The organism is Mesorhizobium sp. WSM4828 (assembly GCF_055811175.1).
In genome coordinates this window covers 448,627-469,294 of the sequence record NZ_JBVVQK010000001.1, presented here as the reverse complement: position 1 = coordinate 469,294, position 20,668 = coordinate 448,627, and the positions used below count along the sequence as shown (strand labels likewise).

Annotated in this window: 18 protein-coding genes and 1 pseudogene; 8 read left to right on the top strand and 11 right to left on the bottom strand. The window is 63.9% G+C overall.

Features of this window, described 5'->3' with window-relative positions:
- Positions 1-14: 14 nt before the first annotated feature.
- From AC0L2X_RS02355 to AC0L2X_RS02315, 9 genes are all read right to left on the bottom strand, one after another.
- Entirely contained in the window at positions 15-1,388 is a 1,374-nt protein-coding gene (locus AC0L2X_RS02355; protein ID WP_473599241.1) for an amidohydrolase family protein, read from the bottom strand.
- Positions 1,389-1,427: 39 nt separating this feature from the next.
- Complete coding sequence (locus tag AC0L2X_RS02350; protein ID WP_352489698.1) at positions 1,428-2,996, bottom strand: GMC family oxidoreductase; 1,569 nt, start codon at positions 2,994-2,996, stop codon at positions 1,428-1,430.
- A 7-nt stretch (positions 2,997-3,003) separates the two neighbouring features.
- Positions 3,004-3,612, bottom strand: coding sequence for a thiamine pyrophosphate-dependent enzyme (locus tag AC0L2X_RS02345; RefSeq protein ID WP_352565710.1), 609 nt, complete (start codon positions 3,610-3,612; stop codon positions 3,004-3,006).
- Complete coding sequence (locus AC0L2X_RS02340) at positions 3,609-4,109, bottom strand: thiamine pyrophosphate-binding protein (protein WP_023674235.1); 501 nt, start codon at positions 4,107-4,109, stop codon at positions 3,609-3,611. Before AC0L2X_RS02340 ends, AC0L2X_RS02345 begins: the two co-directional genes overlap by 4 nt.
- 90 nt (positions 4,110-4,199) lie before the next feature.
- Positions 4,200-5,120, bottom strand: coding sequence for a LysR family transcriptional regulator (locus AC0L2X_RS02335; RefSeq protein WP_352489696.1), 921 nt, complete (start codon positions 5,118-5,120; stop codon positions 4,200-4,202).
- Positions 5,121-6,923 (bottom strand): adenine deaminase, encoded by a 1,803-nt coding sequence (locus AC0L2X_RS02330; RefSeq protein ID WP_473553497.1) that lies wholly within the window; start codon positions 6,921-6,923, stop codon positions 5,121-5,123.
- 36 nt (positions 6,924-6,959) lie between these two features.
- A complete protein-coding gene (locus tag AC0L2X_RS02325) occupies positions 6,960-7,595 on the bottom strand; it encodes a glutathione S-transferase family protein (protein WP_473553495.1) in 636 nt (211 codons plus the stop codon).
- Positions 7,592-8,314 (bottom strand): Rieske 2Fe-2S domain-containing protein, encoded by a 723-nt coding sequence (locus tag AC0L2X_RS02320; protein WP_473553494.1) that lies wholly within the window; start codon positions 8,312-8,314, stop codon positions 7,592-7,594. The genes AC0L2X_RS02325 and AC0L2X_RS02320 overlap by 4 nt, the downstream gene beginning before the upstream one ends.
- Positions 8,311-8,613 (bottom strand): hypothetical protein, encoded by a 303-nt coding sequence (locus AC0L2X_RS02315; protein ID WP_473553492.1) that lies wholly within the window; start codon positions 8,611-8,613, stop codon positions 8,311-8,313. The genes AC0L2X_RS02320 and AC0L2X_RS02315 overlap by 4 nt, the downstream gene beginning before the upstream one ends.
- Positions 8,614-8,836: 223 nt before the next feature.
- Here AC0L2X_RS02315 and add point away from each other — a divergent pair.
- From add to guaD, 8 genes and pseudogenes are all read left to right on the top strand, one after another.
- Positions 8,837-9,876: pseudogene (gene add, locus AC0L2X_RS02310) on the top strand (adenosine deaminase).
- Positions 9,877-9,903: 27 nt separating this feature from the next.
- Entirely contained in the window at positions 9,904-11,025 is a 1,122-nt protein-coding gene (locus tag AC0L2X_RS02305) for a BMP family ABC transporter substrate-binding protein (protein ID WP_473553489.1), read from the top strand.
- A 59-nt stretch (positions 11,026-11,084) separates the two neighbouring features.
- A complete protein-coding gene (locus AC0L2X_RS02300; protein ID WP_473553487.1) occupies positions 11,085-12,743 on the top strand; it encodes an ABC transporter ATP-binding protein in 1,659 nt (552 codons plus the stop codon).
- Positions 12,744-12,745: 2 nt separating this feature from the next.
- A complete protein-coding gene (locus AC0L2X_RS02295; protein ID WP_473553485.1) occupies positions 12,746-13,798 on the top strand; it encodes an ABC transporter permease in 1,053 nt (350 codons plus the stop codon).
- A 10-nt stretch (positions 13,799-13,808) separates the two neighbouring features.
- The gene (locus AC0L2X_RS02290; RefSeq protein WP_473553484.1) at positions 13,809-14,744 is read left to right on the top strand and encodes an ABC transporter permease; all 936 of its coding nucleotides are present in this window, start codon (positions 13,809-13,811) and stop codon (positions 14,742-14,744) included.
- 7 nt (positions 14,745-14,751) lie between these two features.
- The gene (locus AC0L2X_RS02285) at positions 14,752-16,152 is read left to right on the top strand and encodes an 8-oxoguanine deaminase (RefSeq protein ID WP_473553482.1); all 1,401 of its coding nucleotides are present in this window, start codon (positions 14,752-14,754) and stop codon (positions 16,150-16,152) included.
- A 23-nt stretch (positions 16,153-16,175) separates the two neighbouring features.
- Complete coding sequence (locus tag AC0L2X_RS02280; protein ID WP_473553481.1) at positions 16,176-17,039, top strand: aromatic ring-hydroxylating dioxygenase subunit alpha; 864 nt, start codon at positions 16,176-16,178, stop codon at positions 17,037-17,039.
- A 100-nt stretch (positions 17,040-17,139) separates the two neighbouring features.
- Positions 17,140-18,507 (top strand): guanine deaminase, encoded by a 1,368-nt coding sequence (guaD, locus tag AC0L2X_RS02275; protein WP_473553480.1) that lies wholly within the window; start codon positions 17,140-17,142, stop codon positions 18,505-18,507.
- Positions 18,508-18,543: 36 nt separating this feature from the next.
- Here the strand turns inward: guaD and AC0L2X_RS02270 are convergent, their stop codons facing one another.
- Entirely contained in the window at positions 18,544-19,599 is a 1,056-nt protein-coding gene (locus tag AC0L2X_RS02270; protein WP_473553691.1) for an alpha/beta fold hydrolase, read from the bottom strand.
- 335 nt (positions 19,600-19,934) lie between these two features.
- Positions 19,935-20,519, bottom strand: coding sequence for a glutathione binding-like protein (locus tag AC0L2X_RS02265; RefSeq protein ID WP_473553478.1), 585 nt, complete (start codon positions 20,517-20,519; stop codon positions 19,935-19,937).
- Between the last annotated feature and the right edge of the window lie 149 nt (positions 20,520-20,668).

The following is a 20,668-nucleotide window of genomic DNA, read 5'->3' as shown; positions in this document are numbered from 1 at the left end:
CACCGAGGCCCGCCCTATTGGGTCCATTGCAGGCTGCCGCCGGAATTCTCGGCAAGGAAAGCGGCGCGCCGGGCGAACAGACCAGGCGCGACGCGATGGATTTCGGCGATGATCTCGCGCAGCTCGCCGGTGCGCAACGCGCCGTCCTCGGCCAGGATTTCGCCATCGACCATAGTCAAAGACACGTCGCTGCCGCGCACAGCGTGGACAAGATTGTGATGGAAGTTGAAATAAGGTCCGTCGCGGAAGACGGGCGTCATGCGCGGCGTATCGGTGCGGACCGCGATGATGTCGGCGCGCTTGCCGACTTCGATCGAGCCGATCTCGTGGTCGAGGCCGATCGCTCTGGCGCCGAGAATGGTGGCCATCCGCAGCACCTGCCAGCTATCCATGGCGGCGGCGTCGAGGTCCTTCAGCTTGCCCAGCAGCGAAGTCACCTTCATCTCTTCGAACATGTCGAAATTGTTGTTCTCCTTCTCGCCGTCGGTGCCGATCCCGACAGGCACGCCGGCCTTCAGCATCTCGGCCACCAACGCGATGCCGCTTGCCAGCTTCATGTTGGAAACAGGATTGTGGGCCACCGAAACGCGGCGCTTGGAAATAAGCTCGATCTCTTCTCGATCGAGCCAGACGGCGTGGGCGATCATGGCGCGCGGCGTTTCGAAGAAGCCAAGGTCGTCCAGCGCGAACATCGGGCGTTTGCCGTAGCGCCGCTCAAATTCCGCGATCTCGATCTCGGCCTCGCTGCAATGGGTGTGGAAGCCGGTGTCGTGTTTCCTTGCGAGTTCGATAGCCCGGCGTTGGCCGGCTTCGTCGGCATAAAACAGATGCTCCAGCCCGACCCACACATTGATGCGGCCGCCCGCCTTGCGATGCCAGCCCTCGATCATCGCCTCGTTCATGTCGAGCGTGTCGAAGTAGTTGTAGTCGGGATGCTCGCCGACGTAAGGCACGGCGACCAGGCGGTTGCCGATCGCCTCGGCCGCCCTGGCGCTTCCTTCCATGAACCGCCACATGTCGACGACGGTGGTCGTGCCGCCGAGCACGGATTCCGCGTAGCAGAGCCACGATGCCGCCTCGGCCTCGTGCGGCTGCAGCACGCGATGCATTGGATTGATATGGAGCGTCAGCCAGTCCCAGACCGGCAGGTGCTCCGCCGTGCCGCGCAGAAAGCCGGAATGCGCATGCGCGTTGACCAGCCCGGGCAGAAGCACCGCATTGTCGAGCTTCTTCACGGCCACGGCCGGATACGCAGCGCGCAATGCTGCGAGTGCGCTGACCGCGGCGATACGACCATCCTCGACCAGCACGGCGCCGTCAGGCAGCACGTGGTTATCTTCATCCATGGTGAGCAGCGTGTCGGCAGCAAGGATGAGGCTTGGGGTCATCGCGGGTACCCTGTGTGCGTTCCGTCGGTCATGGCATCCTCAAGCTGCCGCCGCGAGCAGGAAATCGGCGGCGCGCTCGCCGATCATCGTGGCGGGCGCGTGGGTGTTGCAGGTCGGGATCGTCGGGATCACCGAGGCATCGGCGACATGCAGGCCGTCCAGCCCGTGCACGGCGAGACGGCTGTCTACGACGGCCATCGCGTCCTCGCCCATCTTGGCGGTTCCGCAGGTGTGGAAGAACGTCGAGCACGCCTCGCGGATGAAGGCGATGGTCTCGGTGCGGGTCAGTCGGCGGTCAGGTGCGGCAAAGTTGCGGAAGAGACCGGCGTTCGCCTTTGCAGCCGCCATCTCCATCACCATCTCGACCGCAGTGACCATGGCGTCGAGGTCTTCCGGTTCCGCCAGAAAGTTCGGTTGGATTTCGAGCCGCCCGCCGGGCGTGCCGTCGAGCAGCTTCAAGTGCCCGACGCTCTTCGAGCGCATCAGGCCCGCACCGAAGGAAAAGACATCGCCGGATGTATCGTAGCGCGCGCGGATCGCCGGTTCGGCGCTGTTGCCCTGGACGGGGAAGGCATGCAGGTCGGGCTGCGACAGGTCCGGCCGTGACTTCCAGTTGACCATCGAGCCACCGCCATTGCCCACTATCGGTCCGATCGGTCGTTTCGCGCGGAAGACGCAGGCCTGCGCCAGCGGATGGTCCTGAAGATTCCGGCCGACACCCGGCAGGGCGCAAATGACCGCAATACCAAGCCGCTGCAGTTCGACCGGATCGCCGATGCCCGACAGCATCAGCAGGCGTGGCGTGTCGATGGCCCCTGCCGCGAGCACGATGCTCTGTTGCGCGCGCGTCTCGCGGATTTCGCCGCCGACGAGGTGCTTGATCGCGACGCATCGGCTGCCTTCGACCGTCAGGCCGATGGCCGCGGATCCGGTCAGCACCGTCAGCATCGGGTGATCCAGGATCGGCACGAGATAGCCCGTCGCCGAACTCCAGCGCTTGCCGTCGAAGATGTTGAAATTCGCGGCCGCCGCCCCCTCGTTGCTCGGGCCGTTCGGATCGTCGATCACCGGGATGCCGATCTCGGCCGCGCCATCGATCAGCGCCTGCGCGACCGGGTGCAGTGCCGCCGGGCGCTCGATACGGAGCGGACCGCCCGCTCCGCGAAATTCGCTTGCACCGTCGCGCCAGTCCTCGCAGCGCCGGAAATAGGGCAGCACGTCGGCGAAGCTCCAGCCCTTGGCGCCGCCAGCCTCCCAGGCATCGTAATCATGCGGATGGCCGCGATACCACATCATCGCGTTGATGGCGCTTGAGCCGCCAAGCAGGCGCCCGCGCGGGATGCCGATAGTACGCCCGTTCATGCTCAGTGTCGGAGCATAGTCATAGCCCCAGTCATAGGTGCCGCGGCCAAGCGGCACCCACTTGCCGGGGTCCTCGATCTCTTCGATCCCAAGACCCGTCGGGCCGGCCTCGATCAGGAGGACGTCGGCGCCGGCATCGACCAGTCGCCGCGTCACCGCACAGCCACCGGAACCCGAGCCGACCACCACGTAATCGTAGCTGCGTTTCAACACGCGTCGGGGGACGACAGGTCCGAGGATGCCCATGATCTCGTCAGTTGTGCTCGCTCGGGCCCATGATGACGATGCCTTCGCTCGCCTCGACGTGGCGGACGAAGATATACTTGTCCTCGCGGCCGTCGCTGTGTTTGCGCTTGATGTCCGGCTGGACCGTTCCCGAGACCTTGGCGACCACTATATAGGGTGCCTCCATCGCGAGCCCCCTTGCGCAATGCGCGTCGAACTCGTCCACCGTGCGCACTGTATGGGCGTTCTCGACACCGGCGCCGCGCGCGATCGCAGCAAGGTCGACGCGGCCCAGCGCCGTATGCGTCGGCGGCCCGCCGATCGACTGGTAGCACTCATTGTCCCAGACCACGATGAAGAGGTTTTTCGGTTGTTCGTTGCCGAGCGTGGCCAGGATGCCCAGATTGAAGAGCAGGCCGCCATCCGTATCAAGCGAAACGACGCGGCGGTGCGGCAACCCGGCGGCGAGCCCGAAGGCCTGCGGCGTGACGCAGCCGAGTTGCTGCTGGAACAGGCTCGCCTCGCGCATATGCGGCGCGGCGTTGTACCACTCGTCGACGCTGCCGCCGAGCGAAAGGATCACCAGCTCATCCTTCAGCCGCGCGGCAAGAGCCTTCATGCAGTCGAAGCGTTTCATCGCACCACCTCGCCGCCGAGAGCCACGGCCGAATGGTAGTAGGACGCATAGGACCAGGAATAGGCGTCGACGATGGCGCGCTCGATCTTCGCCTCCTCGGTGACGATCCGGTAGGGCACGCGCAGCGCGTTCAGCACCGGCTCCATGGTGATGCCATGCGGAATTGCCCACCAGTTGTTCTCTCCGAGCTCGCCGCGATAGCTCATCAGCATCACGACCGGGATGCCGGCTCCGAGGCCCATGCGGGCCAGCGGCTCGACCGACGCGCGCAAGCCGGAATTTTCCATGACCAGCGCCGCGCGCTTGCCCGACAGGAAGACCCCGCCGCAGATCGCCGCGCCCTCACCCTCGTTGGTGACGCGGATCGTGCGGATATCCGGATCGGCATCAAGGGCCGGGTAGAGCTCCTTGAACAGCGAATCGGGCAGGTAGCAGACGATGCTCACTCCTGCCCGTTTCAGCCCCCGAATGACCGCGTCGACCGCACTCTGCTTCATGACATCCCCTTCGGCCGGGAAGTCTCGCAAAGCTCAGTTGTTCGAGATAGAGACAAATTTCTCTCTCTATCGATGCGCAAAATGCAACAACTAATCATGCAACGCCTCGACCATGCGGGCCAGCAGCGCCGCGAATGCGGAGGCCGCATCCGACATTTCGCGTTCAAGTCGGGCGAGCAGCATCAGCCGGTGCGGATTCATGCGAGAATCGCGCAACGGCACGAAAACGAGCGATCCGTCAGCCACTTCCGGTTCGATGCCGAGCTTGGTGCGAAGCACCACGCCGAGGTTGAGGCGCACCATCTCGGTCATCAGTCCGATCGAGTTGGTCCGTGACCGTCGCGTGAGGTCGATCATGGAGCGCCCGATCGCATCGTCGATCGAAATCCCCAGCGCAAGGCTGTTGTCCGAGACGATGACCTGTTCGCCGGCAAGATCGAACAGCTTCACTTCCTTGCGGCCGGCAAGGCGGCTGTCCGGATGAGCGACGACGCCCAGCGGCAGAGGCGTGCTCGCGATCTTGCGCACGTTGCGCGGCACGCGCACGTCGAAAGCAAGCGCCAGATCGCATTCGCCGTCGGCAACCGCATCGCAGGCGCGTTGCGACCCGGCGACATGCACATCGACCGATATCTGCGGGTGGCGCTTCCAGAATTCCTTCAGCGCGTTCGGCACCAGCCCGCGCGCCGCGCTCTCCACGATCGCCACGGACAACGAGCCGCGGTTGAGGCCACTGAGATCGTTGATCTCGGACGAGGCGCGCGCCAACTCGGTGATGCTCTGACGCGCGTGGTAGAGCAGAAGCTCGCCTGCGCTGGTCAGTTTCAGTCGCTGGCGCACACGCTCGAAGAGCGGCGTGCCCAGTTCGTCCTCCAGGCCCTTGATGACGCGGCTGATGGAGGATGGCGCCACGTTGAGCGCCTGCGCGGTCTGGCGAACCGAGCCCAGCCGCGCGACCATTTGGAAATAATGGATGCGCGGTGAGACCAGCCCAAGTCGGAAGGGATCCACTCAGGCGGCCTCAAAGGCGGGGACGATCTCCATTTCCGGCACCAGCACGAGACCTTTGTCGGTGATACGAATTTCGGGGATGACCGAGAGCGGGATGAGGTTGAAGCCCATATAGGGAATGCAGCAGCCGGCCGCCTCCCATTCCCGTTTGAGGATCTTCACCTCCTCCGCGACCTCGGTGACGCGCTTGTCGGACAAAAGGCCGGCGATCGGCAGTTCAACCATGGCAGTCACTTTGCCGTCGACGACGACACAGACGCCGCCTTGCGTTTCCTCGATGGCCCGCAGCGCCACCTGCATGTCGGCCTCGTTGAGGCCGGCGATGATGATGTTGTGACTGTCGTGGCCGACAGACGATGCGACGGCGCCGCGTCGCAGCGTGAAATTGCTGAGCAGCCCGTAGGCGACGTTGCCGTCCGACTTGCCATGGCGCTCGACCACAGTGACGAAGCACAGGCCGTGGCGGTCGAAATGGTTCTGCCAGCCGTTGGCCGGATCGAGCGTGATCTTCTGGTGGCCGAGCGTGATCCCCGGCAGTTCGGTGCGGATGGTATGGGCCACCACCTTGCCGGTTGGCAGGTCCGGCGTCAGCTTGATCTGCTTCGGCAGCTTCACTGTGTGGTAGGCCGCGTCCGGATAGCGGTAGCGGGTCGACAGGGCCTGGTCGAGCAGCGGCGTGATCTTGCCGTCATCGACGACGAGTTCGCCGCCATACCACGTGCTGACGGGATCGAAGCCGTCGTCGAGCAGCACCAGGTCGGCACGGCGGCCACCACCGAGGCCTCCGATTTCGCCTTCCATACCAAAGCGCGTCGCGCCATGCAGCGAGCCCATCGCCCAGGCCTGCTCCGGCGTCATGCCGGCCTTCATCGCCTCGCGCGTCACCCAGTCCAGGCCGAAGAGCATCAGGTCGTCAGCATCGCGGTCGTCGGTGCAGACCGCGACGCGCTTGTGCGAGGCTCCGAGTTCCGTGATCGTTTTGATCGCTGCGGGCAGGCTGTGCCAGGGCGTCGTCGGCGGGCCGCCACGCAGGAACAGCCAGATGCCGGCTTCGAGCATGTCGTCAGCGATCTCGCGGTCGATCGCCTCATGCGTATCGGTGACGCCGGACGCGGCATAGGCCGACACGAATTCGCGTCCATAGACGTGGCCCGACACCGGACGGCCGCGTTTCAGCGCCGCAGCGAGGATGGCATGGCTGCGCTCATCGCCCATAGCCACTGGCACGAAATCCATCTTCTCGCCGAGCGCCACGGCTTCCGGCCATTTGTCGAACAATGCGCCCACCTTCTCGGCTGTCAGGTCGCCACCGGCCGTTTCCAGCAACGGCGAAGTTGCCGGGACGGTGCTCGGAACCGTCAGGAAAATGGACAATGGCGCCAGGCGTGCGTCCTCCAGCATCGCCTCGATGCCAGCAACGTCCATGACGTTGCCGATCTCGTGGCTGTCGCAGAAGAGGGTCGTGGTGCCGTTGAGCAGCGCCGCCTCGGCATAGGCGCAGGCCGTCACCATCGAGGATTCGATGTGGATGTGCGGATCGACCAGGCCGGGGGCGACGATGCCGCCCCTGGCGTCATATATCCTGGCGGTACCGCCCTTATAGGTGCCGGCCGGCTTCACAGCGGCGATCCGCCCTCCCCACAACCAGATCTCGCGGCCCGGAAGCACGCGCTCCGAGTAGGTCGACAACACGCGTGCGCCGGCAATGACCAGATCGGGATCGGCTCGCCCGGAAGCGACGCCGGCCAGCCGCCGGGTCATGGACGAGAGCGGCTGGACGGAAAAGCGCGTGAGAAAGGTCATTTTGCTGCCAGCCTCGTTCTCGTTGAATGTTGGGCGTCAATGGTAGTCGGGGATGCCCGGCATGGTCATGAAGCCGGGAAGCACGCGGAAGCGCCGCGCCCAGCGGCGCAGCGCCGGATACTCGTCATGGTCGACGCCGAAATCGCGGCTCAGCGCAAAAGCCGGAAAAAGTGCGATGTCGGCGATGGTCGGGCGGTCAGCAGCGAACCATTCTTTCTTCTCGAAACCCCGCGCGGTCATATGGTCGTCCATGGCGCGGAGCGCGTGCGCGGCACCGGCGCGCAGCGTAGCCTCGTCGCCGGCGGCACCGAACATGGCATGGCGGCGCGCGGCGCCTGCAACGCCAAGATCGCCGGCCGCGAAGAAAAGCCACTGCATCACCTTGGCGAAATCCGCACCATCCGCCGGCAGCCATGCACCCGTTGAATCGTGGCTGCGCGCCAGATGGACGACGATGGACTCGGCGCCGAACATCGTTACCTCGTCGTCGCGGAGAATGGGCAGGCTGCCCGCCGGGTTCATGGCCAGGAATGGCGGCGTCTTCTGCTCCGCCCCCGGAAATGCATCGACTGCAACGGTCTGCCATTCCAGGCCGAGCATGGAAAGCGCCAGCCGCACCTTGTAGCAGTTTTCGTCCAGCTCGTAGTTGTAGAGCGTGATCCCCGCCATCATGCGGCCCGCGTCGTCGAGGTCGCGCCGGTACGCCCGGTCTCGAGATGATGACGCAGCTCGCTCGTCCAAGCGAAGAAGTGCTCCTGCCCCCTGCCGGCATACTTGGCTGCCGGTCCGTCAATCACGACGTGCAGGGCCGATCGTTTGCCGGTCAGCTCCTGCAGGCCAAGAAGCAGCGTGTCTTCGCCGGCCGTCAGGCTGAACAGCATCCCGCTCAGCACCTTCAGATCGGCCACCCCGGATCCGCTGGAGGAGGGCGAAGGCGGCATGGCCTTCACGACATCGATCACCATTGCGGCGGGACTGTCGAGATACAGGCTGCGGACCGGCACCACCTCCTCTGGCAAGGCAGGCAGTTCTGGCAATGCTGCTGCCGGGTCCAGCGCCGTCCAGACCATGCCAGCCGCTTCGGCCGAGATGTAGGCAGACACGGTAATGGACGCCGGCACCCTGAGATCGGGGTGGGCCGGAATGTATCGGCACTGGCCGGCCGCATCGTACTGCCAGCCGTGATAAAGACAGGCAATATGATCGCTGCGGACAAAACCGAAGCTCAGCTTCATACCGCGATGCGGGCAGCGATCCTCCCACACATGCGCTGCGCCGCTGTTGTCGCGCCACACCACCAGTTCGTTTCCACAAAGGCGCGCCCCCGCCGAACTGCCCGGTTCGATCGACCCCGACAGCGCCACTGGGTGCCATCCAGCCTGTATCGTCATTCTGCGTCTTCCTCTCTGGAATATTCCCGAATTTCGGCCCGTTCGCAGTCCATCACCAGACAGTCGATTGGTCCCAGGCTACATGCCATCTCGAAGGCATCGATGAGATCGGGCTGGCCCGAAACCTGGACGACAAAAAGATCGTCCGCGGCTTCGTGCACCAGCAGATCGAGATTGAGCCGAGCGGCACGCCTGTCGGCGAACTCGCTAAAGCTCGACGACACCAGTTGGCCGACGAAGCGCAGGCACGTTGTTTGAGGCGGAGGCGCAAGGTTCTGCGCTTCCAGTAGGTGCTTCATGCCTATATTTCTCCCGGCCTGCACATTTTTTATGCAGTTTTAGAATGTGTCTAGTTAGGCATCATTTTTTGGCTTGTGCAAGCCCCGTTTCCCTGACATCTGTTGCGTATCAGGTGATCGGACAGTTGGAAAAAGCCGCGATTATCGAACAACTCGGCAGCCGTCCGTCGCCCAAGAAAACCAGGTACGGCTTGGGATTGCCGGTCCGGGCGGGTGAGCGTCGATGTCGTTGTCAAGTTTCATTCAGCTTATACCCAAGGTCGAGTTGCACTTGCACCTCGAGGGCGCCGTCTCCACAGAGACATTCGCCGAGCTGGCGGCGCTGAACGCGGTGCCGCTGCCGGACGGCAGACCGACATCGGAGCTCTACAGCTACGGCAACCTGCTGGATTTCCTGAAGATTTACGATCTGGTTTGCGCCTCGATCAGGACCGCGGACGATTTCTCTCGCATCACGTTCGAGGCATTGGAGCGCTGCGCGAAGGCCGGTGCGCGCTACGTCGAACTGTTCTTCAGCCCGCATGCGCATCTGGCTCATGGCGTGGCCTATTCGACTATGCTCGAAGGCATCCTCGACGGCTTTCACCGCGCGAAGGAGCGCTATGGGCTTATAGCAAAGCTGATACCGGCGCATGCGAAGCCGCTCGGCGCGGCAGGTGGCGAGCGCTTCCTCGACATGGTTCTGGCCGAGCGCCCGGCAGAGGTGATCGGCATCGGCTTCGATTACGAGGAACGCCCGAACCCGCCGCCGATGTTCGCGCGCATCGTCGAGCGGCGCGGGCGGCCGGGCTCAATGTCACCAACCATGCGGGCGAGGACGGCCCGGCGGGCTACGTCCGCGATACCGTCGACGTCCTCGGCCTAAGACGGATCGACCACGGCTACCACGTGGTCGACGACCCGGCGCTGATGGAACAGTGCAGGGAGATGGGCATCGTCTTCACCTGCTGTCCGAGTACGACGCTGGCCACCACTGTCTGGCGCGACCTTTCCGCGCCCGACCACGCGATCCGCCGCATGATCGAGGCCGGGCTTACCGTGACGATCCACTCCGACGATCCGCCCATGTTCGGCACGACGCTCGACCGCGAATACGCGCTGATCGCCGAAAATTTTGCGCTCGGGCCGCAAGCACTGAAGCAGATCGCGCTGGCCGGCGTGTCCGCCGCATGGCTCGACGACGACATCAAACAGGCATGGCTGGCCGACTGGTCGGCAGAAATCGACCGCCTCATGGAAACCGAACTGTCTCTCCCGAACTGAACATAACACGGAACAAAGGACCGACGCATGATCGACCTGCGCAATCTCTCCCGCCGAGGCTTCCTCAACATGGGCGCCGCAGCCGGCGCCTCGCTGCTCCTGCCGAAATCCGGCCTTATCACGCCCGCGCATGCACAAACGCCGCTCGCCGCCGTCGCCGAGGAAAACGCTGTCATCGCCTTCGGCCACACCGGTCCGGTGACCGATGAAGGCTGGACCTGGAGCCACGACCAGGGCATGAAGGCCGTGCAAGAAGCGTTCCCGAAGCTGAAGACGCTGTTCGTCGAAAGCATCCCCTACTCGGCCGACGCGACCCGCACTTTCCGCCAGTTTGTCTCGGAAGGTGCCAACATGGTGTTTGCCACTTCCAACTATGGCGACTTCCTCTACGACGTGGCCAAGCGTTCGCCGGACGTCGCCTTCTATGAATGCGATGGCCGCAACCCGCTCGAAAATCTCTCGACTTATTACCTTGCCCACTGGTATCCGACCTACGTCACCGGTGTCGCCGCGGGCCTGATGAGCAAGAGCGGCAAGCTCGGCTACGTCGCCTCCTTCCCGGTTCCGTCGGTCTTTTCCGGCACCAACGCCTTCCTGATGGGCGCCCGTTCGGTCAATCCCAACGCCACGATGCAGACCATCGTCATCAACTCGTGGTTCGATCCGCAGGCGGCCACCCAGGCCGGCACCGCGCTAATCGACAACGGCGCCGACCTTCTGTTTGGCATCATGGACGAAGCCGGCTATCTGCAGGTGGCCGAGCAGCGCGGCGCGAAGGCCGTCATGTGGAATACCGACATCCGCCGCTACGGGCCGAAGGCCTACGTCTCCTCGATCGCCATCGACTTCAAGAAATTCTATGTCGACCAGGTGCGCCTGCGGCTCGAAGGCAAGTGGACGCCCTCGCAGACCATCCTGCCGATGGGCGGCGGTATCGACCGCGATGCCTGGGGCGAGACGGTGCCCCCGGAGGTCGCAAAGCAGGCAGATGTCGTGCGCGACAAGATTCTCGGTGGCTGGAGCCCGTTCGAGGGCGAGATCAAGGACACCAACGGCAACGTCAAGGTGGCTGCCGGCCATCGCATGACCGAAGAGGAACTCTACAACTGGGATTGGTCGATCGAAGGCGTCAGCGGCCTCCAAGCGTGATCCCGAAGATTGCAGAGTTTTCGGATAGACTATGCGGCAGAGGGCAAGAGCTAAGCAGGATGAATGATTTTGTTCCAGTTCATCATGCTTCGAGTGAGCACCGCTACGGCGGCGTGCAGGTGCCGTCCAGCTCCCCGGGGCGTTACGAGCCGGGCTCCGGCGCGCCGCCGCTCGTGCTGCTCAAGGGCATCAGCAAATATTTCCCCGGCGTCGTTGCCAACCAGGATGTCGACCTGGACGTGATGCCGGGGGAGATCCACGCCTTGCTCGGCGAGAACGGCGCCGGCAAGTCGACCTTGATGAACATCCTCACCGGCATCTATCAGCCGGATGCCGGTGAGATCGTCGTCGACGGCTATGCCAAACGCTTCGCGTCTCCGGTCGATGCGATCTCCGCCGGTATTGGCATGGTCCACCAGCATTTCAAGCTGGTGACCGCCTTCACGGTCGCCGAGAATATTCATCTCGGCTGGTCCGAAACGCCCAAGCGTATTGGCTCGTCCGTGCTCGAGGCGCGGACTGCCGCACTGGCCGAGAAGCTGAACCTCGCGGTGCGGCCATCCGCGCGCGTCGCCGATCTTTCGACCGGGGAGCAGCAGCGCGTGGAAATCCTACGCGTGCTCGCGCGCAACGCCCGCGTTCTGATCCTCGACGAGCCGACTGCAGTGCTTACTCCGGCGGAGGCGCGCGAGCTCTTCAAGGCGCTCAAGCAGTTCGTGTCCCGGGGCAATGCGGTGGTCTTCATCAGCCACAAGCTCGACGAGGTCCTGGAGATATCCGACCGCATCACCGTGCTGCGCGGCGGCCGCAAGGTGGCCACCGAGAAGACCGCGGACTGCAGCGAGAAGATGCTGGCGCGCCTGATGGTTGGCCGTGAGATCGTGCTCAGCAATCTGCGTGCCAGGCAGCCAGGCGCGGCCGGCATCTCCGCCGAGCCGGTGCTCAGCCTCAAATCCGTCGTCGCGCGTGACGACGTGGGCGGCATCCTTCTCGACGAGATTTCGCTCGACATCCATGCCGGAGAGATTCTCGGCATCGCCGGCGTGGCCGGCAACGGCCAGAAGGAGCTGACCCAGGCCGTCACCGGCTTACGGCCGATCCACTCCGGCCAGATAGTGCTCGGCGGAAAGGACGTCACGACCGCCGGCGCGGTCGATTACGCGAAGTTCGGCGTCGGCCACATTCCCGAAGACCGGCTGCACAGCGGCCTGGCGCCGGCGCTTTCAATCACCGACAACGCCATAATCCGCGAATATGCGTCGGCGCCTGTTTCAAAGGGCCTCGCATTCCGACCGCGCCTTGCGGCTGCTCTCGCGCGCACGATCGCCGAAGCGGCATCCGTTGCGGTGCCCGATTTCGGCATGCCCATGCGCAACCTTTCCGGCGGCAACCAGCAGCGCCTCGTCGCACGCCGCGAGATGCGCATCGCAAGCAAGGTTCTGATCGCCGCCTATCCGAGCCGCGGCCTCGATGTCGGAGCGATCAACACGATGATGCACCATCTCGTCGAATTGCGCGATGCCGGCGTCGGGGTGCTCTTCATTTCCGAGGAACTGGAAGAGCTGTTCAACCTGTCGGATCGCATCGCCGTGATGTTCCATGGCAGGATCATGGGCGCGGTGGAGACTGCCGCCACCGACATCGAGGAAATCGGCCTGATGATGGGCGGGCATATGCGGTCCAGCGCCGGCGCCCAGGCCGCTGCCGGGAAGCACTGACCTTGGCGATCAAGCTCCAGCGCGTTCCATCCGCGCAGCCCTCCGTTGCCTTTGCGGCACGTGCCCTGGCGATCGTGCTGGCGCTGGTGGTCGCCGGCCTGGTTCTGGCCGCTCGCGGCAACGCTCCCATCGAACTCGCCTGGGAGGTGCTCAGCTCGACTTTTGGCTCGAGCTTCGGGCTGGAAGATGTCGGACTTCTGGTCACTCCCCTGATTCTGACAGGCCTGTCGGTCTGGGTAGCGCTGAGAATCGGCGCCTGGAACATCGGCGCGGAGGGCCAATTCTATGCCGGCGCCTTCGGCGCCACGGCGGTCGCGCTGTTCATTCCCGGCCCGACCTGGCTGATCCTGCCTGTTATGTTCATCGCTGGCGCGCTCGGCGGGCTGCTCTGGATACTGGTGCCGACGCTGGCGCGCGCCTACGCCGATGTCAGCGAACTCATCACCACCCTGCTTCTGAATTTCGTGGCGACGCTGATGGTCTATTATGTCGCCACCGGCCCATGGCTCGACCCGAGCGGCCACGCGCTCGCGACCACTGCGCGTCTGCCGCATGACGTGCCCGAATTCTGGGGTATCGTGCACTACGGTTTCCCGCTGGCGATCCTGCTCACCTTTGCCATCGCAGGACTGCTCAACTACACGCGCTGGGGTTACGAGGTGCGGGTCGCCGGGTCGAACCCGAGCGCGGCGCTTTATGCAGGCATGCCGTTCCGCCGCCGCCTGATCGTCGTCCTGCTGATGTCGGGAGCGATTGCCGGCATCGCCGGTATGCTGGAAGTAGCTGGCACGGTGCATCGCCTGCAGGGCGGCATCTCCAACAATTTCGGCTATCTCGGCATCATGGTCGCGGTGCTGGCGCGTGGTTCCTCACTTGGCGTGCTCGCGGGCGCGGCTTTGATGGGCGTCATCCTGAATTCGGGCATCATCCTGCAGACGCAAGGCATCACCGTCTCGGCCGTGCTCGCCATCACCGGACTGATCCTGTTCTTCACGGCGATCGGCAACGAACTCGCTCACTACCGCATCACGCGGACTGAACCGGCCGCGAGCTGAGGAAACACCCATGGACATGATCGCCGGACTGATCCAGACCTCCATTCTCGCCGGCGGCGTGCTGGCGCTGGCGGCGCTGGGCGAGACGCTCTCCGAGCGCGCCGGCGTTGTCAATCTCGGCGTCGAAGGGCTTATGGCGCTCGGTGCAATCACTGGCATCGCGGTCGTCGTCGCCACGCCGCACCCTATGCTCGGCTTCGTCCTTGCGCTTGCCGTCGGTTTCCTCGTTGGCTGTGTCTTCGCGCTTGGCACCGTCGTCGTCAAAGCGAACCAGGTGTTGTGCGGCCTGGCGCTGACGCTGATGGGCACCGGCATGGCCGCAACGATCGGTCGCGCCTATTCCGGCATGCCGGCGCCGGCGACCTTCGCGCCGATCGCTATTCCCTATCTTAGCGACATCCCACTGCTCGGTCGCGCGATCTTCACACAGAACATTCTTGTCTACCTGATCTACATCGTCTTGCCGGTTGTGCTGCACTACATCATGTTCCGCACGCGCCACGGGCTGAATATGCGCGCGGTGGGCGAAAACCCCGCGGCAGCCGACGCCGCCGGCATTTCGGTGCAAAGCATCCGCTTCTGGTATGTCGCCGCGGGTTCGGCGCTGGCGGCCGGCGCCGGCGCTTACCTCACGCTTGCCTTCGTTCCCTCCTGGTCGGAAGGCGTCGTGGCCGGCCGCGGCTGGATTGCCGTCTCTCTCGTTATCTTCGCAGGCTACCGGCCCCTCAACGCCGTGCTGGCCGCTCTGCTGTTCGGTCTCATCACCTCGCTCGGCTTCGTCGGCCAGGCACGCAACTGGCCGATCGCCGCGCCGATCCTGTCGATGCTACCCTATCTCGGCACAATCGCGCTGATCATCGTGCCGGTACTCACCTGGCAGCGCATGCGCCGGGTAATGGCCGCGCCGGCTGCTCTCGGCGAACCCTATTTCCGCGACATGCGTTGAGACCATCATGCCTCGCCTGCTTGTCAAGAACATCGATCTGCTCGCCACCTTCGACGATACGCGCCGCGAGATTTCCGACGGCGCCTTGTTGATCGACGACAACGTCGTCGAAGCGGTCGGCACCACCGCCGAACTCAGTGCCTCCAGCGCCGACGAAGTGCTCGACCTATCGGGCCATGTCGTCATGCCGGGCATGGTGAACACGCATCATCATATGTACCAGAACCTCACCCGTGTGATGGCTCAGGACGACGAGCTGCTTGTCTGGCTGAAGACGCTCTATCCGATCTGGGCCGAGCTCGACGACGATGCGATAGGCGTCTCGGCGCGCGTAGCGATGGCCGAGCTCATCCATTCGGGCTGCACGACCAGCTCCGATCATCTCTACATCTTGCCCAACAACTGCACGCTCGACGCGACGATCGGTGCGGCCCGCAATATCGGTCTGCGTTTCCACGCTGCGCGTGGAGCCATGTCGCGCGGCGAAAGCCAGGGCGGCCTGCCGCCGGACCGCTGCGTCGAAAAGGAAGAGGATATCCTGAAGGATGCCGAACGGCTGATCGGCAGCCATCACGACGCGTCGCGGCATTCGATGAGTCGCATCATCGTGGCTCCTTGCTCGCCCTTCTCGGTGACGCCGGAGCTGATGCGCGATGCGGCATCGCTGGCGCGCAGCCACAAGGGCGTAAACCTGCATTCGCACCTTGCCGAAGAGCTTTTCGAGGAGAAGTACTGCCTCGAAATCTATGGCAAGCGGCCGGTCGAGTTCGCCGAATCCGTCGGCTGGCTCGGTGACGACGTCTGGTTCGCCCACTCGATCTTCATGACCAGCGACGAGATCGACCGCTTCGCCGAAACCGGCACCGGGGTCACCCATTGCCCGTCGGCCAACATGCGCTGCGGGCAGGGCATCGCGAAGATCCGCGAGATGCTCGACAAGGGTGTGAAGGTCGGCCTTGGCGTCGACGGCTCGGCCTCGAACGACACGTCGAACCTGTTCATGGAAGCGCGGCTGGCGCTGATGCTTCAGCGTGTCGCGCCGCACCACTATCTCTCCGAAAAGCCCGGCGGCCGCGGCGGTTTCGGCGGCACGCCGACGGCGCTGTCCGCGCGCGAAGCCCTCGAAATGGCGACGCGCGGCGGCGCTGCCCTGCTCGGCCGCAATGACATCGGCCATCTCGCACCCGGCATGTGCGCCGACTTCATCGCGGTCAAACGCAGCCAACTCGGCCTTTCCGGCACCGAGCGCGACCCGCTCGCCGCGCTGGTGCTTTGCGGACCTTTCAAGGTCGACTATTCCTACATCAACGGCCGGCAGATTATCGCGAGAGGCGACTTCGCCTCTTTCGATGTCGAGGCGGCGATGGCCGACCACCGGGCCGTGATGGACCGCATCTATCGGCAGTGAGACAGCACAGGAAGGACGCAACAATGACCATTAAGCGAGCTGCGGAGCAGGCGGCCCTCGATCAATGGTATTGCATTGAAGCGGTGAACGAGATTCCGGTCGGCACGATGCCGAACCGGCTTCTGGGCATCGATCTGTTGGTAGCCCGCGATACGGCAGGCGCGGTCAATGTGTCGCGTGCCGGTGACGGCAGCCAAGTCCCGGCCAAGGAACGCTACGGCTATCTATGGATCACGCTCGGCATGCCGGCCGGCGATGTGCTGTCGATCCCGGAGGCCTATGAGGACGACCGCCGGCCTGTCGTTTGCGGAGCAATCGCGGTAAAGGCGTCCGGCCTGCGCATCATCGAGAATTTCCTCGACATGGCGCATTTCCCCTTCGTCCATACCGACATATTGGGCGCCGAGCCGCACACGGAAGTGCGGCATTACACAACCGAAATCCGCCGCGACGTGGATGAGGTATGGGCGACCAACTGCGAATTCTTCCAGCCGCAGGCAGCACTCTCGGCGACCGGCGGCATCATGACCCAATACATGTACCGGGTCGCCAATCCTTTCGCGGTGATGCTCTACAAGACCTGCCCCAACTCGGCTACCCGGTGGGACGTGATCTGCCTATTCGTGCAGCCCCTCGATCCGGACCGCTGCCGCGCACACCCCGTCATGTTCCTGATCGACGACGTATCGACCACGACCGAACTGGTGCAGTTCCAGCAGCTCATCTTCCTGCAGGACCGCATCATCCTGGAGAACCAGCGGCCACTTCTTTTGCCGCTCGAGCCGCGCGCGGAAATCCCGACGCGGGCCGACGGCTCGTCGATCGCCTATCGCCGCTGGCTGAAGGAGAAAGGCATCACCTACGGCACGACGGCGCAAGCCGCATGAGCGGCAGCCCTTCCGCTATTGTCATCGGCATCGACGGACGGGCAAACGCGCTCTGGCGCTTCGCGACGGCAGTGCGTAACTGTTCTTCGGCGGAGGACAGGTGAGCGACCTGAGCGGCAAGACGCTTCTGGCCAGCGGCTTTCACGCGCCGGAGCGCGGGCTCGTGGAAGAGTTGCGCCATGCCCTGATCGCAGTCGATCAATCAGGCATCATCGCCTCGGTGCTGCATCCGCATGATGCCGGCTATGACGAGGCGCTGGAGGCCGCGCGCCGGACCGGTTCGCTGGCGACCTTGCCGGCGCAGAGTTATCTGCTGCCCGGCTTCGTCGATCTTCACGTGCACGCGCCACAATATCCGCAGCTCGGCCGGGCGCTGGACGTGCCGCTCGAGGCCTGGCTTCACAAACACACGTTTCCCCTGGAGGCGCGCTACGCCGATCTCGCCTTCGCCCGGCGCAGCTACGGCCTGCTGGTCGACGACCTGATCGCCAACGGCACGACCACAGCGCTCTACTTCGCAACCATCCACCAGGACGCGACAAGGCTGCTCGTCGACATCTGCCTCGAACGCGGACAACGTGCGCTGGTCGGCAAAGTGGCGATGGACAATCCCAACGAATGCCCGGCCTATTATCGCGATAGCTCGGCGGACGCGGCCATCGATGGCACGCGCGCTCTGATCGACTACGTGCATGGGCATCCGGACAATGCCACGGGACGGGTAAAGCCGGTCATTACGCCGCGCTTCATCCCCTCTTGTACCGACGCCGCCCTCGAAGGGCTCGGCACGCTTGCGCAGGAATGCGGCTGCCATGTGCAGACGCATTGCTCGGAGAGCGACTGGGCGCATGGCTACGTGCTGCAGCGCCACGGGATCAGCGACACGTCGAGCCTTGATCGCTTTGGCCTGCTGCGCGCCGGCAGCGTGCTCGCGCACGCCAATTTCATTACGCTTGCCGACATGGAGACGATCCGCGTGCGCAAGGCGGCCGTGGCGCACTGCGCCGTTTCCAACGCCTATTTCGCAGGCGCCGTGTTCCCGTTGAGGGCGGCCCTCGAGAAGGGTGTCAAGGTCGGGCTCGGCACCGATATTTCCGGGGGACCGAGCGCCTCGATGTTCGATGCGATGCGCGCGACGGTCATGTCGTCGCGCATGCTGGAAACCGGCACCGACCCGGCGCTAGCGGCCGAGGCGCGCGGCACGGCCGGAACAGCCCGCGTCGACTTTCGCGAGGCCTTCCACCTAGCGACGGTAGGCGGCGGCGCGGCACTCGGCTTGCCTGTGGGGCGATTCTCGCCTGGCTACCATTTCGATGCGATCCTGGTCGACACCGCCGCGCCCAGAGGCACAATTCACCTGTGGGACGAACTCGACGACGGCGACGGCATCCTTCAGAAGATCGTCTACTCCGCTTCCAAGGCCAACATCGCGTCGGTCTGGGTCGGCGGGAGAGCTGTTCTCGCCTAAGCCGACAGGAGGCTGTGCCGAGAACCAGAATGGATATCAATATTCGCCGACGTCGATGACAGCCTGGGCAAAGGCTTGCGGGGCTTCTTGAGGCAAGTTGTGGCCGATACCGCCGGTGATGATCCGGTGCGTGTATCTGCCCGAAAATTTCTTGGCGTAGGAACTGCTGTCGGGATGGGGTGCGCCGTTGGCATCACCCTCAAGGGTAATAGTCGGCACGATGATCACGGGAGCTTCGGCCAGCCGGTTTTCCAGACCGTCATATTCCGGCTCGCCCTGCGCCAGGCCGAGCCTCCAGCGGTAATTGTGAATGACGATGCTGACGTGATCCGGGTTGTCCAGGGCTGCGGCGCTGCGCTGGAAGATGTTATCGTCGAAATTCCACTGCGGCGAAGCGAGTTGCCAAATGAGTTTGGCGAAATCGCGCGTGTATTTCTCATAGCCGGCGCGGCCGCGATCCGTGGCGAAGTAATACTGATACCACCATTGAAGCTCCGCCTCGGGTGGCAGCGGCACCATGCCGACCTGCTGATTTCCGATGAGATAGCCGCTCACCGAGACGATCGCCTTGCAACGCTCGGGCCAGAGCGCGGCAACAACATTGGCCGTTCGGGCGCCCCAGTCGCAGCCGGCGATCGTGGCCTTTTCGATCCCCAGCGCATCCATCAGGGCAATCGTATCCACGGCGAGCGCCGACTGCTGGCCGTTGCGCATCGTCTCGTCCGACAGGAAGCGCGTAGTGCCGTAGCCGCGCAGGTAGGGCACAATCACGCGGTACCCCTTTGCGGCAAGCAAAGGAGCGACGTCGGTGTAGGTGTGAACGTCATAAGGCCAGCCATGAAGCAGGATCACTGGGGCACCGTCAGCAGGCCCTAGCTCGGCATATCCGACGCTCAGTTTTCCGGCATTGACCTGTCTAGGCGAGCCGAATGATTTCTGCCGGGCTTGCGTCGCGGATGCCCTTGCCTCGACCGTCCAAGTGGCTGCCGGCGCGCTCAAGCCGAGTTCGGTGGCGGCGAGCGTCATTGCTGTTGCACCAACAATGCGCCGGCGGCGATGATCGACCGTCTCGGGAGCCTTACTCGCATTCATGATAAAGCCTCTATGATGACCAACAAGCCGGAACGACCAGACCGCCCGCATCGGCCGACAGGAAATATTGCGCTTATTTCGACGGTGACTGGGGCGAATCCAGGATTGTAACCACTCGGCCAGGAGGCAGTGCGGCGAGCTCTGACTGAATGTCGGTAAGGTCCAGCGTTTCCTCGATTTCCCTCCTCAGAAATTCGAGACTTTGGCCTTCCCCGCGCTTGGAAGCGGCTGGATGCAGCATCCGCAGAAACTCCAGCATGAGAATGACTCCTGATCTTCTGTTGGGGCGAGAGGATATGTTGCGTCTGATCTTATGCTCGAAGCCACCCTCGGCTTTAGACGAGGCCCTCACGATCCATTGCGATGCGCACGGCCGGCCGGGCAGCCATTCGGGCGCGGAGCGCTTGCAAAGGCGCGGGAACAGGGACGTGGAAGCGCGCCGCCCAAAGCAGCATCACGAAAAGATAAAAATCCGCGACGCTGGGTTTGTCGCCGAACAGATAGTCGGTCTCGAGCCCGTCAGCGAAGAACTCGAGTTGGCTCGTAATCGTCGCGCTCGCCTTGGCCTTTTCGGCATCGCTGCTTTGGTGCCACATCGGCTTGAAGCTTCGGTGTATTTCAGTTGAGACGTAGGCCAACGCTTCGAGAAGGCGGGTACGGCCCAACGGCCCCGCCGCTCCCAGTGCCGGGTATTGCGACGCAATCCACTCGAGGACGGCGATATTTTCCGTCAGCGTTTCGCCGCTGTCCAGCACGAGGGCTGGAACATAGCCCTTGCGCGTGACGGTAGTGAAATCATCCCCGGAGCCCGTTCGTTTGGTCTTGAGGTTCACGCTTTCGCGCTCGAAGGAAACACCCGCTTCTTCCAGTGCGATGTGGTCCGCCAGGCTGCAGGAGAGAGGGCTGTAATAGAGTTTCACCGCTTTTCCCTTTTTCGGAACCCGATTGAATCGCGCTGGTCCTCGCCGGGCGGAAAACCTGCCACGCGAGACAGCCGCCCCAGAAACTCGCACCTGGCGGAGACCACGACTACAACACCGACAGCTAGACGTGCCTATGCCGAGGTATG